Below are 24,192 nucleotides of genomic sequence, written 5' to 3'. Positions count from 1 at the left end.
AGCGGGCCGGACGCGTGCAGCCGGAGCGAAGCGCCTGCCATCACGGCAGCATCCGCAACGGCTCCGCAGTTGTGGCCCTGGTTCAGCAGCTCCTGCAGATAGTCCGCGATCGCGGTCGAGAGTCGTTCGACGTCGGTGCGGTGCTGGGCAGCGGCGGCCTGGGTGAGGTCAGCATTCATGAGACTTTCTCCTGAGGTTGAAGGGGGGGGTCGCTTGCGCGCGGGCGCGAGGGGATTCTTGGGTTAGCAATGAAGGTGAGGAAGCCCACCGCCCTCGAAAGGCAATGTTTCCAAAGAATGCGCGGCGCCCGGGGTTTTCTTCTGCAATTCGACGGAATTGCGTACGCAGTAGCGCCACCGCCCCGCAAAAGTGACTCTCTGGAAGAGTCAGGGGTGCCCCATGGGAGGGGCGGCAAAGGGTCTTGGCAAGAGCCCCGGTTTTTCTCCGGTGCGGCTACCACGCACGCAATTGCGCGAAATTCGAACCGGGGGTCAGCCGTGGGGGACGGGGACAGGGACAACGGGACACCCCCTAAAGGGGGATGTCCCGATTTGTCCCCCTCATGTCCCGGGGGACATGGCGGGACAATGTCCCGATTTGTCCCCTTTGTCCCCGTCACGAAATTGGCCATGAGAACTCTCCCCATGATCCCACCAGTCCCTTCACCTGAAGGTCAGTCGAGGCACGCTTGAATGCCTTCTTGTTGCTCTCCGCCGATTCGCCACCTCGCACCGCGTAGAAGAACTTTCGCCAGAGTGTCGGGCTCACAGCTGGGGTGCCGGGCGGAATGTGGTTGCACGCCGGAGGTACCGCGCCATGCTCCGCCACAGCCCGCCGCAACGCGTCGAGGGCAATGGCATTTACTCCAGTCGGACGTTTCGACCTGGGTTCATCCTCGCTCGGCTCCGTCTCAACTGGCACGGCTATGCATGACGTGATCTCGCCATCAGCGGTCACCGCCACGGTTTCGACGTCGAGGCGGAAGCTGAACTCCGCCCCGTCTTCACCGTCCTTCTGCTTCATCACCTTGGCCGATCGAATGCCGGACAACTCTTGCACCCGCACCTCGATCGCCGTGTCGAGCGCGCCATAGAGGGACGAGTGGCCACGGGTTTTCTTGTCCCGTTCCTTGCCGCCGTGATGGACGAAGAGAACGTGTGCGCCAGTCACCTGGCGAATCCGGTCCGCGTTGCGGATCAGCGCGCCCATGTCTTCCGGCCCGTTCTCGTTGCCGCCGCCCATGCTCCGGCTCAGGGTGTCGATCACGACAAGCTTGAGCGGCGTCGGGGACAGCTGCGCAAGTCGCTGCAGCTCAGCAATCAGGGCGTCAGTCTCATGATCGACGCTGCACAGGTCCACAGCGGTCGGGATCAGTGCGAAGGGCAGTCTCGACACGCCGAAGCGCTTGCGGTGCGCCAGGAGCCGTTTCTTGAAGCCCCTGCCACCTTCCGCCGCCACATAGGCAACAGCGCCTTGTGCGCAGGCGAGGCCGTGCCACAGTTCACCGGCGGCGATCGCCAAGGCGATGCGCAGCACGAGGAAGCTCTTGCCGCACCCGGGATCGCCCCAAACTGCCGAGAGCCCTCCTTCGGGAAGCAGCCCGTCAACCAGCCATTCCGGACCGGGATCAAGATCCACGTCGTCGAACATGACTGTCCCAAAATCGCGGGCGGTGAGCGCGCTGGGGCGAAGGGTCGAGATTGCTGCACGCTTCACCTTCACGGCCTCGTCTAGCTGTGTGTATCCATCCATGGCGTTCATGCCGCCACCTCCGCCCGCTGCGAGGGCACGAGGATTTCGTGTCGCCTGTCGCGGTCCTCGAGCAAGTCACGGAGCTCGAGGCCGTGATCCACGTCCTCGACAACGAACGGCCCGCCCGCCTTCGCCAGCCAGTGCCGCGCACCGGGCTTCAGTGGCACGCAACCTTGGCAACCGGCCTGCAGCCAGGCGAGCGGCGTCCGGTGCAGCACGAGGGGCACCCCGGCCCGCCTGACCATGTTCACAGGCCCCAGCACGTCCGCGCCATCGTTCAGGCCCATAGCCGTCACGAATTCGCCTGGCGCGTTCAGCGGCCACGCCACGAGGTCAGCTGTGAAGGGTTCCTTGTCGTCGTCGAACAGCAGCGCCTCGATGATCGCGGCAGGTTGCCCGTCCGGATCAAAGGTAAAGCTCCTGTCGCCGTCGTTGCCGGTCCAGAACTTCACGAGCGCAACGTTGAAATATCCGCAATGCGCGTTGCAGGTTTCGAGGTCGATATGGTGCCGCCTGAGGTAGCTCCTGAACTCAGGAGACCACCCGCCCACCCTCAAGGATTCGCGGCGCATGAAAGCGAGGCGTTCCCTGTTCTTCACGAGTGCCGCCGTCATGCCAGCACCTCCACGAGGAGGGACGAGCTCACCCGGTATCTTGCGAAGCCCGGAGCGGTGCGGTATGAAAGCGGCGTTGAGAATTCCGAATTTGTCCCTGCCACGGTGCCAGCCGCGGCGGGGGTTTCCATTTCAGGCGGCGGGCGGCCTTTCGAATGAATGTCCATCAGGCGGCCTCCGGAGCCTTCGCAGCAGCCCGGCGCGGGTTTTCCGTGGGCAGCGCGTCAAGCCATGCCTGCACCTCTTCCGCGGTCCAGGCGCGCGTGTTGGGGCCAAGGTAGCGGCCCGGCGGAAATCCGTTATGCTTGATCTTGTACCTGAGAGCGGCCCAGCTGCGCACTATGCCGCGGGCCTCAAGGTCTCTGTACCGAAGGAAGGTTGTCATCACACTGCGCTCCTGCGTTGATGACGGCCCTTTCTATGGATTTTTTCGGGAATGTATAAAGGAGTTATCTGCCGTGTTTGGGGGTAGATTTCTCGATAATCCTGATAGCTTCGCGGCCCATGCTTTCCGCACTTGCGCGCCGCATCCCGACCAGATCAAAGGTTAACCGCAAGAGCTCGTAAAATTTCCCGTAGGGTCGCCCATCGCGCTTGGCGATCGTTGCTTTCTTCCCGGTGACACGGTGAAAAGAACCGGCTGCCAATACCGCTACCTGCCGCGCGGCATTCTTCTTTGGACGTGTGATCGGCTTTGGCGTAGCCCCCGGAAAATCATCACGTCGGGATGCTTCATGGGCTGAGACGGTGATCTTTCTGAGATTTACGAGCACCGCGATCGGATCGGGATATGGGACAAGATTACCAGAGTTCTGCTGCGTCCCGGTCTGCCGAATGGCATCAAGGGAGGTGGCGTGCATTGAGTCCATGTGCTCAATTAGACGGACCGATAGCTGCACAAACTTTGCTAATTCGTCTCTTGCTTGCGTACTGCTTGTTGCATTCGAGAGTGGATGATCCATCACTGCAGCGAAAGGCGCAAAGAGTATCAGGGATCTCGCCTCGGCCTCGACAACTTCCTTGCTGACGCCAGCATCAGCTACGGTTTCAAGAAAATCGCAGAGTTTCCGAACTGCCACATTAGAGCTCATGCTCGCTTTCCTTCCAAAGCGACCACGTTTCCGGAGGGCGGCTTCAAGATACGCGCGATCAGGTCCGCCAGCGCCTGCAGCGCCTGCCCCTTCTCCGTCTCATAACGATGGCGGTCATAAACACCCTCGACACCTGCCACAACGTGGCCCAGCACACGTTCGGCAATGTCAGGCCGCACCCCTGCCCTCGACATGAGGCTGCGAGCGGTCCGGCGCAAATCGTGCAGCGTCCAGTGAGCTATTTCGGCTTCTCCGCCGGCGCCGGTTGGCACCATCGGCAATGCGGCGTCAAAGGCCTTCTTAGTCTTGGAGAAGCCATCGAAGTGGCTTCCCTGCGTTCGACCGGCAAACACATAGGGGTTGCCCTCCTGCCTCGGCAGCGCGTCCAGGATGGCCACCGCCGTGCCAGAGAGCGCCAGCGCACCCCCAGTGCCCTTGGATCGCCGCTCCGCCGGAACTGTCCACACACCTCCGGCCACATCTGCCCAGCGCATGGATGCCACCTTGTCGCGGCGCTGGGCCGTGAGCAGTGCAATCCGCACAATGGAGCCGAAGTTCCCCGGCTTCTCCGCCTCGCGCCATATCGCCCTCAATTCGTCGTCCGTCAGCACCCGATCGCGCTTGACCGGCGCGGCGCGCCTCATGCCTCGGATGAAAGGCGGGACATAATCGTCCCGGCGCGCTGCGTACCAAGTGGCCATGGCCCGCAGATAGGCCAGCACGATATCAGCCTGCCGCGCCCCATGGCGGTCCTCGATCCCGTCCAGCAGTTGCGCAATATCGCTGCGCCGGATGCTCAGGAAATCCCGATCGCCCCATGCCGGGGTGACATACTTGGCCAGTGATCGCTCAATCTCACCTTTGGTGCGCAGCCCCTTTGCCTCGACATGGCGCTTGATCCAGTTTTCGGACACTTGCCGGAATGTCTCTGGCACTACCGGCTTGGGTTCATCGGCTGGCAATCCCGCTTTGATGCGCGTCTTCACTGCCTTGGCGCGATCGCGGGCCTCTTCGATGCTCATTTCGGCAGGATGCCCGATCGTTTTCCAGACCTGGCGTCCGGTCGGGTCGCGGGTCACCAACATGTAGGACTTGGCCCCGCGTGGAGAAACCCGGACCGAAAGTCCGGGCTGCTGAGGATCAGGAAACAGATACGGCTTGGCCCGCGGATTGAGCGCTGCAATCCCTAAATCGGAGAGTGTCTTTCTTGCCATTTTTAATCCTTTCTAACGTCTGTCTAACGTCGCTGGATTGTAAAGGCAATGAAAATGCACTAACAGAGATGCTAACAACTACAGCGTTTTACGGGGTTTTGATCTTCAGTTTTGCAGGCGTTTAAGCTTGTTTTAGAGCAATTTCTCCGACTTTTGATCAGAGGGTCCCGGGATCGTATCCCGGCGGGCTCACCAATTAAATCGAGGGCTTTAAGCAACGTCGGTCCCCAGGTCAGACAGGCTGGGGACCGCATGGGGACCAGGGGGCTTCCGCGCCTCGGATCGGGCTGGCCGGGGAGGCCGAAGACCTTGAGGCGGCGAAGGTGGAGTTTCGCAAGGCCTTCGATCGTCTCCTGTACCGGGCTGCCATGCGCCAGGACGGCGAGGTCAGGTGGCATGTGCCAGCTGAGAGACCTGCCGGATAACATCGCCGCCCGACTAGAGCCCCGCCTCCTCCGCGGCATCAGCGGCTTCGGACAACAGCTGCAGAATTTCCTCGAGAGCGGCGCGCTGCTTGCCGTGCGCCTTCTTGCCGTCGAGAAGCGCGGCGATCTCGAGCCTGATTGCGTCGATCTTGCCGGTGAATTCCATGTCAGCCATTTGCTCTCTCCATTTGGCGGCGCTTTCAGACCTCAATGTCGCGGCCCGCGTCCCGCCGCAACCAATTCCTGAGGCGCCGGGCGTAAGATCTGTTTTGAGAGCCGAATGACCACATGCTAGCGCCAACGGATAGCCCGGATCGCCCGCAAGCTGAAGATCGGCTACTTGCTGCGGGACGACAGGTCCCATCCCCCTCGCGCGGGCACGCTGGCACAGGAAGTGTTCATCAACCTCAACGTCTACACCTAGGTGCTGGCAGGCATGATGGCGATCGAGATCGCCTTTGCCAAGGGCACGGTTGTTCCCAGGCATCTGCGGGAAGTGTTGGATTTGGTTCCTCAGCTGTTCGCTGACGAGAAGTGAGAAGAGTTGTAGCGGCGCAGGAGAGGGTTGCTTGAGAAGATCAAGCGGTAGGCGGAAGTAAGCAAAGTTAAATATTCAGAGTATTTTGTGGCAAAGAATGTTGCTTTTCTACAACAATAAGTAGAGACCGTAACATAATTTCCGCAACCATCCACTTGAAATAGCTGTTGGATTTGGCATTTTGCCGGTGTTTTAGGATGGGAGCGACACGTGAAGAAATCTGCCCTCTTTTTGGCATCGGCCACTGCTGCGCTGTTTGTCACGGCCTCAGCGATGGCTGGCGAGACATCTGATGCCAGCAACAGCAACATCACAATCGAGCAAGCAGCATCTCTGCTACATTACAGCGGCGGCAATGACCGCTTCCGCGTGGAAGTCGCTCCCAGTTACTCGGAAGAGCTCGGCGTTAGCCTCAAAGGCGCGGCAGGCGGTTATCTGACCGATGCGATGGCGCTGGGCCTCATCGTCGAGTACGGCGAGGACAAGCGCGAATACCTCGCCAACGCGGGCATCCAGTTCAATGATGCACTGAGCTTCGTTGGCACGGTCGGCATGCTGGAAGAACACAATGAATATATGGACGGCGAAGGCAAGGAAGTTGTCCAGCAGATGGAGTATGGCGCAAGCCTGAAGGGCGTATATGAAATCGGTTTCCTCAGCGGTTTCGCGCTGAACGGCTACCTGGCTGATGCGGACGCAGACAGCGACAGCGTTGAGACGGGCAAGCTCTACGGCGTCCAGCTGATATCGGACGTGGATCTCACCGACACCACCCACATCGAGATCGGTGGCGGTTATGAATGGCTTGAGTGGGACGATACCAACGACGACGACAGCAGCTGGACCTTCAGCGCGGAAGCCGCGCAGCAGCTGGGCGACATGATGAGCCTCACGGGCCACGCCAAGCTTGGTGCCTCTGAATATGTCTATGGTGGTGGACTTGCGTTCGACCTCAGCAACGGCGGCCTGAACACCAACTCGCTGGCGGTGAACTACAGCTATATTGACGGCCAGAACGGCATTGAGGACGATCAGCGTGTTGAGCTGAGTTGGAGCATTGGCTTCGGTGCTGGTCCGTCCACGAGCACTTCTGCTGCTGACTTGACTGACAAGAGTGGCACCATCCGCGCTGCTGCTGATGTCGCTATGGTGTCGCCCGCGAACAATCTGCTCACCGATGTGATGAAGCGGCCCACTTTCTTGCCTGAGCGTGTTCTGGCGAGGGCCAAGGCTGACTCTGTTCAGCCGATACTAGGATGCCAAGCCTCTGGTATTTATGTGAATGCACTCTTTTATTATAACGATCCTGATACCATATCCGTTTATACCGAGCCCAATTCTCTGATAGAGCCCAATTCTCTGATAATTGCAATCGCGGGGTCTCTTGAAGCTGATGTTGTGTCGGTTGAAGGTGTCCCGCTGCTCTTTGGGAATAGTTATTGGTCGGGCGGTTTTGAAGGGTCCTCATTCGTTGTCGGCAACAAATACACTCTAGTTTACAATGGAACTGCGTGTTATGTTACGGCCCTGCCTGGAATTGATATATAATCTTGAAGGATTGTTTACGGTTGCCTTAGGCTATCTCCACCTCAGCATGCAGTTGATGTTCGCCAACCTCAATATAGCGTTGTGTGGTGGAGATGTTCTTTTGACCAGCTAGCGCCGCCAGCACTCTCACATTAGCGCCCCTATGCGCTAATCCAGTTAGGAAGCTCCTTCGACCTGAATGGCTTGATGCATTGCTCAACCCCGCCAATTTGTAGAACCTGCCAAACACCTGCCCGAGACTGTTGGCGCACATCTGCTTGCCGCACTTGCTGACGAACGGCGGTTGTTCAACTTCACGTGAGAGCGTTCGCGCATACAGGCTCGTCTCTTCCTGCGCGGTTGCATTCAGCAGCGCTGTCCGTGCTTCGCTGCCCTTCGTGTGCGTGGATGAGAGGCGTATCTCTTTTTCCACCCGCCCATCTGTTCCGTAGACATCGCTGACATTCAGTGCTGCAATCTCACCTGCCCGCATGCCAGCGAGTTAGCTTAGAGCGGCGGGCTGTCAGTTGAGATCACTGGAATGTTTGCACACCATTCTTCCCGTCACCCCAGCGAAAGCTGGGGTCCCGCTTTCTGTCAGCATGTGCTGCAACAAAAGCGGGATGCCAGCTTTCGCTGGCAAGACGGTGAGAAGTGGGAAGTGATCTCAACTGACCGTCCGCCGCTCTAGCATGAACTTTGCTTTCCTTGCGGTCTCACGCATCCCGGCGCGCCATCGGAATGGCCTCTTCCAGCCGGTCAGGGTCTCCGGCTCAAGACCACCTCGCATCGGTATCCGCTCTTTCTTGGCTCGGGCCTCATCTTCTCGATCAGCGCCACCGCGTGTCAAGCTGGCGTGATGATCCTCACGGATTAAATCGTGGGCGTTTCGTAGGTCAGGGCGGAAGTTGCGCCCCAAGGCCATGACGCATCGCCTTTGCCACTTCGGTCCTGGCCGAGAGCCAGGAGGTGGTTGCTGAGATTGCCCGCCAGACACGCCGGCACTCATCGAGCAGATTACCGCGGATGGTGTGTTCAGAACGCAGAACGCAGGCATTGAACCCCGCGCGGCCGGCGGCTGTTTCGATCCATGTGGCCGGCTATTCCGGATTTGGATCCACAACCTAACGGTTTCTGCCTTGCCAAGACCCGCGGCCACGTTTTGCGGCGCTGTTGATAGCTTCATCCAGCGGATGCCGGACCGCATGTCCCACCCCCCGCCAAAGCTTCGTTTATCGCTGGGTGGCTCTGGTAAGCTATGAGTAGGGTCACATGCCAAATTGCACTGGAAACCGGGCATCAAATGGTTGAAGAACGTCATGGCGATAGCTCTGGGCGGGAGAGGGAATAATGAAGGGTAATGGATTTAGAAGCCGGTTCAAAGCCGGCGTGGCCCTCGCGGCGGCGTGGCTGGCATGTGCCAGCGGGCCATCCCATGGCGCCCAGATCGAGGTCGATCCGGCAAGCCCCAAGGATTTTCCGACGATACTGATATCAGGCGTCTTCGAGGACGGCGATGACAAGAAATTCACCGCACTCGCCCTTGATATGGATAAGGCCGTGGTGCTGTTCGAGAGCCCGGGCGGCGACCTTCTGGCCGGGCTCAACATCGGCCGGGCCATAAGGCTGAAGGAATTCCTCACCGCGGTTGATACAGGCAAGGAATGCGCCTCGGCCTGCGGGCTCGCCTGGCTGGGCGGCATCAAGCGTTACGCGCATCCTGACGCCAGCATCGGCTTTCACGCCGCCTATATCGAAAACAACGGACAGGCCACCGAGACCGGGTCGGGAAACGCGCTGGTGGGCGCCTATCTGAACCAGCTGTCCTTGCCGCAGTCCGCCATTGTCTATCTGACGTCAGCGCCGCCGCATGGCATGCAATGGCTGCCGCTCAATGAAGCGCGAAACTACGGGATTGACCTGGAGATCATCGATGCGCAGGAACCGGTGGCAGACAACGCCACCGGCACTGCCAGCGGCGATGAGATCAACGCCGCGCTGGCTGGCAACACGGTGAAAGGCAGCATGAAGGATTCCGGTGGCTATGAGGAATTCTACGACGCTGATGGCTCGGTCAAGGGTGAGGACTACAGTGGCAAATGGCGCATCGATGGCGACAGCATGTGCGTTCAGTACGACGAAGGGTCTGAAACCTGCTGGCAGGTGAAGCTTGACGGCGGCAAGGTGACCTGGGTCAATGAGGGCGAGGAGGACGGCACCGGCACCATACTGGAGGGAAACCCCAAGGGGTTTTGAACTCAACTACTCCGCAATCCCGGTTACGGTTATTCTGTAGCTCGGCTGACTGCGCGGGGCTTTACGCTCACCCGGAATAATGGTCCGCCGTGAACGATCTATCCTGCAGCGTGTGACGGGGGCAGGATGAGACTGGCAATCAGGCACAAGAAAGGCCTCAGCCAGCCTCATCATCGAGGGCGATACCGCCTCCGCTTCGGACGGGTTCTGCGTGGTGACGTGAGCAAGACGTGACAACGGACTGGCTGCTCTGCTCGGCCTAACGGCCCAAACATGGGAGACACTTGCGTCAACAAGGTTCTCCGGTCTTGGGGGTAAGTGCCGCAACCGGACCCAGCCGGAAACACCGGTGACCATAGAAACCCCGATAGCGCTCCCTGTGGGTGCGCTTCGCGAACGGCTTCACCATCAGAACCGGCTGACAGGTTTTACATCTGAACCCACACCCGCTGCGCCTGCTCTTTGAGCAAGAGCAGGCCGCCAGCAGTCAGCCAGGAGATGTGTCAGCTTCCATTTCGGCCGCACCAGGCCTTGCAGCCCTCAATCTATGTCGTCATAGGCTGCCGAGAAGCCGTCGAGTACGAAGTTGACCGATATGGCGCGCTGCTGGGCGTCGCTGAACTCAGCATTGAGCAGCTTGCCAGACTTTGCAGCGCGAAGAAGCTTCTCGCTCATTGGACCACCCGCGTAGCAGCCGCCCGCGTCGCAGGTCTGGATATCGAGTGTCTCGATCTCAGTGTCGTCTACCTTGATCTTTACACCCGCCCGGATCGACACGCCGAGCGGAATTTGCAGGAGCAAGGCACCGGGACCAGCATCAGTGGCGCCAATCTTGATCAGCAGGCGTCCGAGTGTCTGGCCGGTCTCCCGGATCAACACGCGCTGTTCGAGCGAGCACTCTGCAGCGGCGATGCGGGATCGCGACACGCAGCTCACCGACCAGTTCTGTGCCTTGGACTGTGCCGCCGCCGGCTTGGTGACGCAAAGCGACGCGGTCGTGGCGGCTGCCAGAGACACGGCCGCGATCACGATGGTCTTGGCGAAGGAAAGGCGCGTCATGTCAGGCAAGCTCCTTGTGATTGAGAAAGTGAAAGCACGTCATCGCAGCGCTGCGCCGCATTAGAAGGAGAAGGAGAACGATGCTTTCCCCCCATAGGCCTGCGTATCAGAACCCAGCATGCCCATGCCACTCAGCGTGATGAAGCCAGCCGCCGTGCCGAGATCGAAACCAAGGTCAGCGCGCCCCAACGTCTGCTCGAAGCCGGCATCCGCATAGAATGGATCGACGTCATCCGGCGCCGCTTCCAGCTGCGCGTAGACTCGCATGTCAGAGGCAACATAGTGCGTGAGGCCAAGTCGCGCCCACGGCCTGAAGCTTATGCCATCCGCCTGCCCAAAGGTCGCCGCGGCCTCGACGAAGGGCGACACCGAAACATTGATACCAGTTTGATCCTGAATCTCGAGATTGGCCAAACCTGCCCCGCTCTCGTCAAAGCGCGGCTGGTAAATGCCCGTCACAGCAACATCGGCACCGAGGCGCACGTAGTCCTCCTCGTCCCCCAATGCATATGAGGCGCGCAGGCGCCCGGAAAGGTAGCCTATCTGCTGTTCACCCTTGGCGGTAGCCTCATCGTCTCCGATCAGGATGTCGCGATGGGTTTCGAAGCTGGCATAGCCGGCGCTCACGCCAGTCCCAATGCTCGCCCCGCCCGAGGTGGCACGCACTGCCGCCCCAGCATGGACCCGGCTGCCATCCGTTGTCGTAAGATCCGCCATGCTCGACGTCGAACTCTCATACGCAACGGCCATGGTCATCGACACGCCCTGCCAGAGCCTGGCTTCTACCCCGGCCTGTACTTGGGCCGCCTTCTCGTCATAGTCGTGGTACTGGAAGGACGGTTCGTAGTTCGTCTCGAGCGCCGAGACGCGCAGCCAGCCGCATTGGCCTCCCTCCAGATGGTGGTAGAAGCCCGAACCCTGCTGGCATTCCATCGCATCCGATCCGAAATTCTCCGCTGACTCAGCGGTGGTGGCGACAGCCGTTGCGTAGCCTTCGGGCACCAGCATCGCATAGGTCTTGGCGAGCAACTCCTCTGTGGGAATGCCGAACAGGCCACCCACCAGGGGTGCTACCGGCGAAGTCGAGTCGGTCAGTTGCAGGCGGTTGATGTAGTCGCCAAAGCGTGTCTGGTTGCGGTTCAACCCATCAGCGGCGAAATTGATGTCGTAACTCAAGACAACGTCTTCCGCCGCCGGTGTAAGCGGCGCGAGAGATGCCGGGGCCACCAGGCCAAGCGGGGCTGGCGGGGCGCCGGGGCTCTGCTTGTAGAGGATCTGGTACTTCGCCACCGCAGAGGGCGGCGTCTGGAGATCGAGGGACCGGTTCGTGATGCCCTCCGCGGCGCTGAGGATCGTTATCTCGTGATAGCCCGGAGCTGCCTGCGTGGGGTTGACAATGTAGACATCGACCAGGCCATCGAGGTTGGCAGAGCCACTGGCGTTGATGTGGTCCGCAGCTCCCACCACCGCATTGCCCGCGACGAAGTCGAGGTCGACTTCGTAGACACCATCCGCGGACTGCGAGATGCTGCCGTTGAGCGCCGTCGAGGCCACGGTCGCAATCGTACCGGTACGGCCGGGCGCGATGTTGCCGGCATTGCTGAACAGGTTGGGGCTGCCGTTCAGTTCTACGGTTTGGCCCATGTCGAAGCGCGCGCCCAGGGCGTTGGCATAGGCGTTCGATCCACCTCCAAGGTCAACGCTGCCGATCATGTAGAGGTAATTGTTGATCGTATCGTCGCCCCATGAACCGGTCACGGTCAGCCCCGCGATCTCGTCCATGGTTTCTGCGTAGCCATTGTTGTCGAAACGGTTCGTCGCGCCGCCGTCAATGACGAGGGCCCTGCCCCCGTAGCCACCCATCATGACCTCCTGCGACGCCAAGCTCACAGTGATGTCGCCGCCGGCATCACCGTTCGCGTCCTTGCCGCTGCTCTGGGCCTGAACCGCGGTTGAGAGGTCCCCCGTTGCGTGGACGGACCCATTGATCGTCAGGTTGATCGCGCCACCCACGCCGGCACCTCCGGCACTTCCGGCGAACGCACCTTGCACAAAGCCCCCGCCGCCCCCGAGCGACTGGAGGATGATGCCATTGGCCATGGTGCCGTGGGTCGAGATGTCTCCACCCTGTGTGAAGATGATTGCACCGCCGTCACCCTCATTGCTATCCGACCTTGTGATTGGATCGTCGACTGACGCGCTCATAACGGCACCGCCGCCACCCCCGATGGATTGGATCAGGACACCGTGGGAGCCCTCGCCGGCAGTCAGTATACTGCCGCTGTTCTCCGCCTTGATTTCGCCGCCAGAACCGCTGGCACCCTTCGTTCCACCGAGCGTGACCGATACGGCCTCAGCGCCGATTTCCGTGAAGAAGCCACCGCCACCGCCAATGCTCTGCAGTACGATGCCGATTGAAAGGTCATCGCTGGTCTCGATCGCGCCGCTCTTCGCGTACTCGATTCTTCCACCGTCAAGTGCCGTCCCGCCAGCAGCGCCAAGCGTGACATCGGCAGGCGCCAATAGCTCTGCGTCTGTTGCGCCGGGTGAAGCCATCGGGGCCGGGCGCATCGCGGCTGCCGGAGCGGTTGCTTCTGCGGGAGAGATGTTGAGAGTGGCAAGCCCGCCGCCGCCGCCGATGGATTGAACAAGGGCCCCTTGCGTTGCGACACCCGTTACATCGAGCGTGCCGGTGTGTGAGAATTTTATGTTGCCGCCAGCTTCGCCGCTGCCGGCGGTGCCGCCAAGAGTGAATGTGATGCTACCAGTCCCGCCCTGGACGTTCGTGATCGCGATGCCGGTGCGCCCGCCGCCGCCGCCCACGGACTGGACCAGGGTTCCCACACCATTGTCGCCTGCCACCGTCACAGCGCCATTGATCTTACTATTCAGAATGTCGCCGCCATTGTTGGTTGTCCCATCATTGGCACCAAGAATGACGGCAAGCTTCAGCGGATCGAAGGCGTTATCGTCGTCCATGTCGAAATCAAATTGGGTCGTGCCGCCGCCGCCGCCGATTGACTGCACCGAAACACCTGCACTGAAGTCGCCTTCGGCCGAGTTGTTACCCTCGGTGTTCATGGTTACATCGCCCGAACTCATGTCGCTTGCAGTATCGGCACCCATTTGAATTGTAAGAACCTTGGCCTCTAAGCTGTCAGAAACGACGCTGGCGAGTTTCCTTAACTTCGTAACAAGCGTTCCGCCGCCACCATTGATGATCTCGGCCTTGATCGCGCTGGCGGCCTTACCCACGACCACGATGTTTCCAGTCTGGTTGATCGTAACGCTGCCGGCCTCACCGCCATCACCCTTGGGGCAATCATCCTCAGAGCACTGGCCGCCAAGATTGATCAACATGCTGTCCGCAATCTGCGTGGCATCAAGATCAGAGCCGCTTTCAAAGTAGCCATTTCCGCCGCCGCCGCCAATCGACTGGGCCAGAATGCCATAGGCATTGTCGCCGCCGATGATGATGGAACCTGTGTTGGTGACCGTGACATCGCCAGCATCTCCACCGGATCCGCCAGCACCGCCGATGCCACCAAGGGTTATGAGCGGTGCGCTGCTGGATTTCAGCATGACACTGCCGCTGATTACAAAACCACCATCACCGCCGCCGCCGCCAATCGACTGGGCGAAGATTCCGTGCGCATTGTCACCGCTCGTCCATATGAGGCCGCCATTGGTGACAGTTACATCGCCCGCCGAATTGCCGGCTCCGCCATCGCCGCCGATGCTTAGGTTTGCCGCAAAGTTATATGTCTCACCATAGGTTCCGGCCACCGCGACCACCGAACCGCCACTGCCGCCCCCGCCGCCGACCGATTGCGCGAAAATGCCATAGGAATCGTCGCCCGCGGTGATGATCTGACCGCCATCGCCGCTATTCGTCACGCTCACATCTGCAGCGGTTCCGCCGCTTCCGCCGGAGCCTCCGATATTCAATCCCGTGCTCTGAGTGGAGGTATCCGCGGCCACTGCTTCCAGTGTGAGCGAGAGAACCGATCCGCCATTGCCGCCGCCGCCGCCCACAGACTGGGCACTGATGCCAATGGACCCATCGCCCGTGGTCAAGATGGAGTCTTGGTTCAACACGGTGACTTCTTCACCTGTGCCGCCGGTGCCGCCCGTGCCGCCGATGTTGACGTTCAGCGAACTCGTCGTGACGCTTTTGCCCAGTGACGCAAGCATCGAGAAACCGCCGTCACCGCCACCGCCGCCAATCGACTCCGCCCGGATACCATAGGCGTTGGATCCAATGGTCGTGACGCTGCCGGTGTTGGTTACGCTGACCTGCTCAGCATCTCCTCCGGTTCCTCCGTCGCCGCCCACCATCAGCGATCCTTGATAGCCGTTCTGGTCACCTGGGGTGCCCGTTGAGCCCGTAAGCTGCACGGCGGCGCCTCCGGTTCCACCACCGCCGCCGATCGACTGCGCGGTGATGCCATCGGCATCGTCGCTCAGCGTGCCGATTTCTGCGCTGCTGATCACCGTTACGAGGCCAGCATTTCCGCCGGAGCCGCCCGCGCCGCCGATGCCAACATTCGACGAGTAGGTCTGATTTACGGCAATGCCCATGGCCATGCCACCAGCGCCGCCACCACCACCCACCGACTGTGCAAAAATCGCATCAGACTTTTCGCCCTCAGTCCAGATACTGCCCGACGCGGTGACCCACACATCGCCAGCCGTTCCACCGCTGCCGCCCTCGATACCCAAGGAGAGTGATGAACTCGACACGGACTTGTCAGATGCCACGCCACCGGAGGAAAATGACGATGAACTGCTCTTGCCGCCGCCACCCGCAACAGACTGCGCGAATACACCAGAGGAGTCGTCGCCTTTAGTACTCAGCTTGCCGGCACTTGTCACGGTCACATCGCTGGCATCACCGCCTTCGCCACCTTTTCGCCCAAGGCTTACGGCCTGAAAATCGTTCGAAAGCAGATCGAGGTTCATACTGAGCGCCGTGTTGCCGCCGCCGCCTCCAACTGACTGCGCCAGGATTGCCGACGCGTTGACGCCTATTGTCGAGATGGCGCCATCTCTGTCGACGTTCACCATCCCGCCCGACCCGGCATCTCCCGGTTCACCGCCAATCGCGAGATTATAGCCATATCCCTTGAAACCAGGAGCACCGACCAGGCCAAAGTTATAGTTGGCATTGCCGCCACCACCGCCCACGGACTGGGCCATGACGCCAATCGCCTGATCCCCGGAGGTGAGGATCGTTCCGGCATCGACAACCACGACGTCACCGCCGTTGCCCGCAGCACCGCCATTGCCGCCGACGGTGATCATTGCTACCTCCGTGTCCTCTCCCGCCGCGCCGAATGTGCCAACAAAGTTCATGCCGGCAAGCCCGCCGCCGCCGCCGATCGACTGCGCAGCAAGGCCAATGACGGCATCGCCCGTGGTCTCGAGCGACGTTGCCAATATCTGGCCGCGGGTAACGGTTACGGATCCGGCATCGCCACCCGCCCCGCCGGAGCCACCGAGTCCAACAGCGATGGGAGTGCCTGACGTCGACAGCGCTGCAGTGATGTTCATACCTCCAGCACCGCCACCGCCACCGACGGACTGAGCAAGAATACCGGCACCATCGATCACGACATCCGTGCTTTCGGTTTCTTCTTCGCTCTCAGTGGTACTGATTACCGTTGGTACAGTTGAGTTGGCGAGGATCACGCCATCACTGGTAAGTGTGACATTCCCCGCGTTGGCGCCTGTTCCGCCATCACCGCCAATGCCAATGGCATAGCTGTTTCCGCTGCTGCGGGAGGCGTCAGCCGAAATGTTAAACCCACCGCTGCCGCCTCCGCCCGCAACCGACTGCGCCAGAATGCCATAAGCCCCGGAGCCCAGGACTTCGATCCGGCCAGATTGGGTGACGGTAACATCGCCGCTGATATTGCCGCCGCCACCGAAACCGCCAAGGCCTAGCACCAGGGAAGCATTGTCCGTCGTGGACGAAGCTGTAACGCCACCACTGATGTTGATGCCTCCATCGCCGCCGCCGCCACCCACAGACTGGGCAAGAAGGCCACGCGCATTTGCACCGGTAGCGTAAAGATCGCTCGTGATATCGGCCAGCACGAGGCCGCCGGTTCCTCCGTCACCACCGAAGCCGCCGATGCCGGCCGTGAGTTGCCCGTTGACGCTGATTCCGGCGGCGAGGTTGATCCCGCCGCTGCCGCCACCACCGCCTACCGACTGCGCCAACACAGCTGAGCGGCGATCACCAAACGACGTTACGGTATTGCTGACGGCGTCATCGACAAGGCCAACCGTCAGCGCCACGTCTCCGGCATTGCCTCCCGAACCACCGAAGCCCCCCAGGCCGAACGTCACGGGCGTGCTGTCGCTGCCAGAATTGATGTCGACAGTGCCCGAGATGTTGAGTGCACCATTGCCGCCGCCACCGCCAACCGACTGCGCCACGATGCCGCTTGAACCGCCGGAAACCTGAACCACACCGTCCACGACCGGTGCCTCACCCTCCACGACGCCACCAGCCGCCATGACGTTACCGCGCACAGTTGCCGTCACATTGCCGGAACTGCCACCGCCACCGCCAAACCCACCGATGCCGAAGGCAACGCCGGTGGTGCTGTCCCCGGTGGTGACCGTCAGGTCACCAGAGATGTTCACGCCACCATTGCCCCCGCCCCCGCCGATCGACTGGGCAGTGACCGCGTCGGCCGTGTTTCCGAGGGTCGACACGTTGCCAACTTGACTCATGACGACATCGCCGCTCTGGCCGCCCGTGCCGCCAAAGCCACCAAGGCCGATGCCGAAGGCACCCGATTCACCCATTGAAAGTGACGCAGCACCCGACACGTTCATTCCGCCGTTGCCACCGCCGCCGCCTAAGGACTGTACGATCACACCAGTGGCATTCGCCCCTTCCGTTAGGATGGTTCCCGCCAGGGTGGCATCCACATCTTCACCTATGCCGCCCGCCCCACCGAAACCACCAACGCCAAGGCTGACGGATGCGGAGTCCCTGGCACTTAAAGTGAGGCTGCCAGTAATGTTCATGCCGCCATTGCCACCACTGCCGCCGAGGCTCTGGATCACAACGGCCTTCGCGCCAGAGCCGACTGTCCCAACATCACCGGAGGCATCCACCTTCACGCCGCCGCCGTTGCCGCCGTCGCCGCCAAACCCTCCGATGCCGACACCAATCGCCGTTCCATCGTCGCCCGAAATGCTGAGTCCGGCAGTGATGTTGAACCCGCCATTGCCGCCGCCGCCGCCGACGCTCTGTACCATCAGGCCAATCGAGTCCGCCCCTGCCGTGGTGATATCGCCATCGATTGTCGATGTGACGCTCTTGCCGTCGCCGCCGTCGCCGCCGAAACCGCCAACACCTACGCCAACAGAACCCGAGTCCGTGCGCGACGCCGACAGTGTCCCCACGATGTTGAATCCGCCATTGCCGCCGCCGCCACCCACGCTCTGGATATTGACGCCCGTGGAATTGCCGCCTGCCGTCTTGATGTCACCCGTGACCGACGCGATAACAGTGCCTGCATCGCCGCCGCCGCCGCCGAGGCCACCGACGCCAACACTGATCGCTCCCGCCCCTGAAGAGGCCGCCGCGATGCCGCCCGTCACATTGAAACCACCGTTGCCACCGCCGCCGCCGAGGCTCTGGATCAAAACGGCTTCGGACTCGTTGCCGCTTGTGGTGACATCCCCCGTCAGTGTTGCACTTACATTGCCGGCAATACCTCCGCCGCCGCCCGCGCCGCCAACACCAACGCCGATAACCCCCGCGCCGCTGCCTGATGCAGAAACGCCGCCCGTTACGTTGAAGCCGCCATTGCCGCCCCCACCGCCAACGCTCTGAACAATCAGGCCATCAGAATTTGTGCCGGCGGTGGTTATGTCTCCGGTAAGCATTGAGGTAACGCTCTCGCCATCGCCTCCATCACCCCCGAATCCCCCCACCCCGACGCCGATAGAGCCCGATGCCGAACTGGATGCCGACAGGGCGCCCGCGATGTTGAAGCCACCATTGCCGCCGCCGCCGCCGAGGCTCTGGATTTTTACGCCGCCGGAATCGTCGCCCAGAACGTCGATGTCGCCCTCGATCGTTGACATGACCGTGCCTGCATCACCGCCGCCGCCGCCAAGACCGCCGACGCCCACGCTGATGGCGCCCGCTCCCGCAGAAGATGCCGCAACACTGCCCGTCACGTTGAATCCGCCATTGCCGCCGCCGCCACCGAGGCTCTGGATCAGCACGCCGTGTGAACCGCCTGCGTCTGCGGCAATGCCACCCACGCCTGTCGTGACGTTGCCAATCAGCGTTGATGTCAGATTTCCAGCCTTGCCGCCGCTTCCGCCCGATCCTCCGACGCCAACGGCAATCGCACCTGACCCGCCACTTGATAAGGACACGCCGGCACCGGCGTTGAACCCGCCATTGCCGCCGCCGCCACCAACGCTTTGCACCATCAGGCCAATGCCATCGACTCCGTCCGTGGTAATGTTTCCGGTGATTGCCGAAGTGACGCCCATACCATCGCCACCGTCACCTCCGAACCCACCCACGCCAACACCGATTGAGCCCGCACCGGACGTGGAAGCTGTAAGGGCACCCGAAACATTGAAGCCGCCATTACCGCCGCCGCCGCCAAGGCTCTGTATCCGGACGCCGCCAGAACCATCACCAGCTGCATCGACATCCCCGGTGATCGTTGCATTCACGCTACCGCCATCACCGCCGCCGCCGCCTTTACCGCCGACACCCACGCCCACTGCACCTGAGCCTGTCGCTGATCCGGACAATGCGCCCGTGACGTTGAAGCCCCCGCCACCACCGCCGCCGCCAAGGCTCTGGATCAGAACACCCTGCGCCTGACCCCCGGCAGTGGTGACATCGCCCGTGAGCATCGCTGTAACAGCACCTCCATTGCCGCCGTCGCCGCCCGCACCACCGACGCCGACGCCAACCGCGCCCGCCCCACCACCAGATCCCGACAAGGCTCCACCGATGTTGAAGCCGCCATTGCCGCCGCCACCGCCAATCGATTGCGCAACAAAGCCCACTGATCGGTCACCAGAGGTGGAAAGAGTGCTGCCAGACACCAGCGTGGCGCTGACCCCACCTGCATCACCGCCGCCGCCGCCCACGCCGCCCACGCCGACTGAAACTGCGCCCGACCCGGTGCCCGCTCCCGATAAGGCCCCGCTGACGTTAAAACCACCATTGCCTCCGCCGCCGCCGACCGACTGCGCAATGAAAGCTGTCGCATCGTCTCCGCTGGTCAGGATGGATCCCGCCATCGAGGCGGTGACCATGCCCGATGCGCCACCAACACCTCCGGCACCACCAAAACCGACGGCGACGCTGCCACTGCCACCTGCCGAGCCGGACACTGCCCCCGTGATACTGAAGCCGCCATTGCCTCCGCCACCGCCAAGGCTCTGGGCAACGTAACCCTCGGAGCCGTTGCCGGCCGTCACAATGACGCCAGAAGTGACCGTGGAGGTCACGGCGGCGCCGTTTCCGCCAGCACCCGCCGCGCCACCAACACCGACTACAACAGCGCCCGAGACGACGCCGCCCGCGGAAATGCCACCGGCCACGCTGAATCCGCCATTTCCGCCGCCGCCACCCACGCTCTGTACGATGATGGCATCGGAGGCGTCTCCATGGGTGGTGATCTCGCCGATGAAGGTTGAATCAACCGTACCACCATCTCCGCCGCCTGCCCCCATGCCGCCAACGCCGACGCCTGTGGAAGACGATCCGCCACCGGCAGCAGTGATTGACCCGCTGATGGCGAAGCCGCCATTGCCGCCGCCACCACCTGCCGACTGAATGATCAAGCCGTTCGAATTATACTCCTGGGTGGTGACGCTGCCACTGACGTTACTGGTTACACTGCCGCCATTGCTGCCGTCGCCGCCCGTGCCGCCAACCCCCACTGCGACCGCTCCCGCGGCACCGCCAGAAACGGACAGCGCGGCCGTGATCGAATAACCACCATTGCCACCGCCGCCGCCCACCGACTGCACGACAATTCCGTCCGCCTGTACACCGTCCGTCGAAATGCTGCCGTCATAAGCAGCGTTGACAGTATTGCCCGTGCCACCGCTGCCGCCGCTGCCACCAACGCCGACAGCGCCGGAAAAGCTGCCGGCAACGCCCCCGGACCCGCTGATGGACACTGCAAAGCCGCCATTGCCGCCACCGCCGCCAATCGACTGGGCAATCAATCCGTCTGATCGACTGCCGGAGGTGGAGATATCACCGCTTGCATCCACGGTCACAATGCCGCTTTGGCCGCCCGCGCCGCCAGACCCGCCCAGCGCCAGGGAGCCCGAAACAGAGACTGGCCCTCCCGACAGCGCAACCGACACTGCGTAGCCGCCATTGCCGCCGCCGCCGCCGATCGACTGCACCACCAAGCCGCTGGACTTGTTGCCGGAGGTGGACACCGAGGCATTGCCAGTGAGCGCCACGTTGCCGCCAATTCCGCCATCGCCACCCTTGCCACCAATGGCCAGGGACAGGCTGCCGCCTGGACTTCCCGTCACCTGCACCGCCGAGCCGCCGTTGCCGCCACCGCCACCAACCGACTGGGCAAGCACGCCATCAGACAGATCGCCGGATGTTGTGATGGTGTTCGGCACGGCCACATCTCCGATGCTCACAGAGACGCTGCCACCCTTCCCGCCATCGCCACCCTCACCGCCCAGCGCAAAACCTGTGAAGACCGATCCGGAATAGGCGCCACCACCATTTCCGCCGCCACCACCAACCGAATGGGCCATGAGCGCGGTGGATGTATTGCCTTCAGTTGCAAGATTGCCGGTGTTGGTGAGCGTGACAGACCCGCCGTCACCGCCCTTTGCATCTTCACCACTCCCGCCCACCGCAACGATTCCGGAGCCAAGCCCGCCGTTGCCACCGCCGCCACCAAGCGACTCCGCGAAGATCGCCTGTGAATTGTCAGTTTGCGTCGAAACGGAGCCACTGTTGACAAGCGTGACAGTACCGCCATTGCCGCCGCCGGAACTGGACCCGCCGATGGCCACGATACCGCTACTGCTGCCACCATCGCCGCCGCCGCCACCCGCAGACTGCACGAAGATGCCGATTGAGGAATAGCCAAGCGTGGTCACCGTGCCGGTGTTCGTCAGTGACGCCAGATCGCCGTTACCACCGGCACCGCCCGTGCCACCAAGCGTGATGATGCCACCGCTTGATCCTCCCGCGCCGCCGCCGCCGCCCAAGCTCTGTGAGAAGAGTCCATGGGAATAGTCTTCCGCGGTGGATACCACGCCATTATTGGTCAGATTGACCTTGCCACCATTGCCAGCACTGCTGCCACTGCCTCCATAGGACGACACGGTCGCGCCATTGGCGTCACCACCATCTCCCGCATACCCGCCAACGCTCTGCGCGAAGATTCCATATGCGCCTTCGCCAGTCGTGGTGAGAGCAGACGCGTTAAGCACCGTGATGGATCCGCCCTGCTGCGCTTTTGCTCCATCGCCCGCGTCTTCATCAAAACCAAAACCCGACGTATTTCCTCCGTCGCCGGCCTGACCACCATTCGACTGCGCGAAGATGCCCGCCGCCGCCTCGCCAGATGTCAGGATTTCTCCATACGCATTCACGGTGATATTGCCGCCGATACCGCCCTGCCCGCCATCGCCAGCTTTGCAATCGCCAGCCACATTCGTGCAGTTGCCACCTCTTCCACCATTGCCGCCATTGGCAAGCGCGAGGATGCCGTGGGAGTTCTCTCCCGTGGTTACGATTGTTCCGTCGCTACCGGCGGTCAATGTTCCACCGCTGCCGCCCTTGCCACCGTCGCCGCCGTCATAACCAATACCGAGGACGTCGTAACCATTCCCGCCCCTGCCGGCATTGCCGCCATTTGACACCACCGTCAGGCCAGAGACCGAATTCGTCGATATACCGAAACCGTCGTTGTCGAAATTCAGGAAGACTGTTGCACCAGTACCGCCCGATTTGCCGTCTCCAGCATCAACATCACTGCCCTGCCTACCCTCGGAGCCCGACCCAGTGAGAGAGATCGCTCCCGCATTCGATGTCGTGAGGTTGTTGACATTGAGGGTCGTCGTTTCTTGTTTCTCGTAAGCCACACCTCCCGACAGATCCCCGGTGCAGGTGATCACTCCGGACGCCTCCAAGCAGCCCGCAAAAGCCGCGGGCGCCATAAACAAGGTATAAATTGCCAGAAATGCCAGCCTGGCGAGCAATGCCTTCAATGCCGTGCATGTGTCGACAGGCATAAATAGCGAATCCCGAATCAATGAGAGATATGGCTATCACGCGGGCAGCCACACGGGTATCTTCTCATTGGAGGGTGATCCGAACCTCTCTGAAAACACCTGCTGACGGCGTTAACTCGGATTGTTTACAGGGGCGATTGTCCGTTGTCAGATAAACTGATCAATATGGTCGAGCAACAGAGCCTTGCTCGAGACAGCCTGTCCGTCGAGTATTAGCAGCTTTCCGCGTGACTGGCAGTTATGGTGCGTTACGCATCTCAGCAACGCTGCTTCCGGTTGGTCACTCTTCCCCGTGAAGTGCTCGATAGTTTCTCTGGCTGATATCCAATCGGTTGTCTCGTCCCAGTAGACCTTGTCGGCATCGACTGGCTGAGTTACATCGAGGGCTGCCATCGAGATCTTGTTGCTTGGTATGACGAGCGGCCTCCGCGCCGCCGATTGAACCATCCTCAAGACAATGCGTGCGTACCGTGGACAACAAAAACGCTGATAATACAAAATTTAGTGGAAGGTCTGACTCAGCATGACGCCCATTAACCGCTAGCTTTTCGTCAGAGGGTCCCGGCACTTGCGCCTGAGGACCGATGGAAAGCCGCCCGCCCCGCTCAACTTCACACCATTCGAGTGATTTTCAATGAACAAGCCCGCTGCACCCATTCTCCTTCGTATTCTTTTTGCTGGCCTCATGGCGGCAACCGTAGCCGACGTCTGCCGCGTCCTTTACCAGTGGGCAACCGGATTTCCGCCGGCGAACTGGAGTGTCTCGGGGCGCTGGTTTCTCAACGTCCTGTCGGGTCAGCTTTACGTGCCCGGAATTGCAACCGCCCCGGCACTGCCGCATGAACTCTTCGCCGGGCATGCGGCCTACTATACGATCGCGATGATATTCGCGGCGGCCTATCTCATAGGCCTCGCTTTCCTTGCGCGCAGGCCCAGTCTTGCCAACGGACTGGCCTTCGGCCTGGCAACCATCCCCTTCCCCTTCCTTGTGCAGATGCCGCTCATGGGTATGGGTATTTTTGCAATCGATACCGCCACGCCCGGCCTCATCATGCTCCGCACCCTGGTACATCATTCGAGCTTCGGCATCGGGCTGGCACTTGGGGCCCTTTTGGCGGACAGCCTGTTCAGGCGGCGCTCCTGAGGTCTGGCATCCACGCCGGAGGCCTCCTCACGATGGGGCGCATCCCAGCCGGGCAGCCCCCGCCCAGAATCGGGGGGATTACCAAGCCGTTGACAAATGTGGCCATTTCGGAGAGTGAAATCGCCGTTTCACCCGTTTTTGCCTTCCCCGCAACACCATCCGAGACGAGATAAAGATGACCACGATGCCAATGACGAGACGGTCCACGCTGGCTGCGCTGCTGGGTGCGGTGGCGCTTCCGGTGGCGGGCGCGCGCGCGGCCGGAATTGACGAGCTGCGCATCGACT

General features: G+C 61.5%; 13 protein-coding genes. 3 read left to right on the top strand and 10 right to left on the bottom strand.

Features of this window, described 5'->3' with window-relative positions:
* Positions 1-615 precede the first annotated feature (615 nt).
* The 7 genes from ACILRA_RS22220 to ACILRA_RS22190 form a co-directional block, all read right to left on the bottom strand.
* Complete coding sequence (locus ACILRA_RS22220) at positions 616-1,761, bottom strand: AAA family ATPase (protein ID WP_395664218.1); 1,146 nt, start codon at positions 1,759-1,761, stop codon at positions 616-618.
* On the bottom strand, positions 1,758-2,366 hold the full coding sequence (locus tag ACILRA_RS22215) for a hypothetical protein (RefSeq protein WP_395664217.1): 609 nt from the start codon (positions 2,364-2,366) through the stop codon (positions 1,758-1,760). The genes ACILRA_RS22220 and ACILRA_RS22215 overlap by 4 nt, the downstream gene beginning before the upstream one ends.
* The gene (locus ACILRA_RS22210; protein ID WP_395664216.1) at positions 2,363-2,533 is read right to left on the bottom strand and encodes a hypothetical protein; all 171 of its coding nucleotides are present in this window, start codon (positions 2,531-2,533) and stop codon (positions 2,363-2,365) included. The genes ACILRA_RS22215 and ACILRA_RS22210 overlap by 4 nt, the downstream gene beginning before the upstream one ends.
* On the bottom strand, positions 2,533-2,751 hold the full coding sequence (locus ACILRA_RS22205) for a helix-turn-helix transcriptional regulator (protein ID WP_395664215.1): 219 nt from the start codon (positions 2,749-2,751) through the stop codon (positions 2,533-2,535). Before ACILRA_RS22205 ends, ACILRA_RS22210 begins: the two co-directional genes overlap by 1 nt.
* Positions 2,752-2,815: 64 nt before the next feature.
* The gene (locus ACILRA_RS22200; RefSeq protein ID WP_395664214.1) at positions 2,816-3,457 is read right to left on the bottom strand and encodes a hypothetical protein; all 642 of its coding nucleotides are present in this window, start codon (positions 3,455-3,457) and stop codon (positions 2,816-2,818) included.
* Positions 3,454-4,671: a tyrosine-type recombinase/integrase gene (locus ACILRA_RS22195; RefSeq protein WP_395664213.1), complete on the bottom strand. Its 1,218-nt coding sequence runs from the start codon at positions 4,669-4,671 to the stop codon at positions 3,454-3,456. Before ACILRA_RS22195 ends, ACILRA_RS22200 begins: the two co-directional genes overlap by 4 nt.
* A 438-nt stretch (positions 4,672-5,109) precedes the next feature.
* Positions 5,110-5,271 (bottom strand): hypothetical protein, encoded by a 162-nt coding sequence (locus ACILRA_RS22190; protein WP_395664212.1) that lies wholly within the window; start codon positions 5,269-5,271, stop codon positions 5,110-5,112.
* A gap of 573 nt (positions 5,272-5,844) precedes the next feature.
* Between ACILRA_RS22190 and ACILRA_RS22185 the strand changes: the two genes are divergently transcribed.
* Positions 5,845-7,182, top strand: a complete 1,338-nt coding sequence (locus ACILRA_RS22185) for a hypothetical protein (RefSeq protein ID WP_395664211.1) — start codon at positions 5,845-5,847, stop codon at positions 7,180-7,182.
* Positions 7,183-7,207: 25 nt separating this feature from the next.
* Here the strand turns inward: ACILRA_RS22185 and ACILRA_RS22180 are convergent, their stop codons facing one another.
* Positions 7,208-7,654 carry a tyrosine-type recombinase/integrase gene (locus ACILRA_RS22180; RefSeq protein WP_395664210.1) on the bottom strand — a complete coding sequence of 149 codons (447 nt, stop codon included), beginning with the start codon at positions 7,652-7,654 and terminating at the stop codon, positions 7,208-7,210.
* Positions 7,655-8,511: 857 nt separating this feature from the next.
* On the opposite strand from ACILRA_RS22180, the gene ACILRA_RS22175 reads away from it, so the two are divergent.
* Positions 8,512-9,417, top strand: coding sequence for a hypothetical protein (locus tag ACILRA_RS22175; protein ID WP_395664209.1), 906 nt, complete (start codon positions 8,512-8,514; stop codon positions 9,415-9,417).
* Between the two features lie 540 nt (positions 9,418-9,957).
* Here the strand turns inward: ACILRA_RS22175 and ACILRA_RS22170 are convergent.
* Together ACILRA_RS22170 and ACILRA_RS22165 are read right to left on the bottom strand one after the other, a co-directional pair.
* Entirely contained in the window at positions 9,958-10,476 is a 519-nt protein-coding gene (locus tag ACILRA_RS22170) for an invasion associated locus B family protein (RefSeq protein WP_395664208.1), read from the bottom strand.
* Positions 10,477-10,536: 60 nt separating this feature from the next.
* Positions 10,537-22,644 (bottom strand): hypothetical protein, encoded by a 12,108-nt coding sequence (locus ACILRA_RS22165; RefSeq protein WP_395664207.1) that lies wholly within the window; start codon positions 22,642-22,644, stop codon positions 10,537-10,539.
* Positions 22,645-23,395: 751 nt separating this feature from the next.
* On the opposite strand from ACILRA_RS22165, the gene ACILRA_RS22160 reads away from it, so the two are divergent.
* Positions 23,396-23,905, top strand: a complete 510-nt coding sequence (locus tag ACILRA_RS22160) for a DUF2938 family protein (protein WP_395664206.1) — start codon at positions 23,396-23,398, stop codon at positions 23,903-23,905.
* Positions 23,906-24,192: the final 287 nt, after the last annotated feature.

It is taken from the genome of Aestuariivirga sp., from assembly GCF_044239095.1.
Lineage (GTDB): Bacteria > Pseudomonadota > Alphaproteobacteria > Rhizobiales > Aestuariivirgaceae > Aestuariivirga.
Note: the sequence above shows the minus strand (reverse complement) of the source record. Positions and strands in the feature narration are given on the sequence as shown.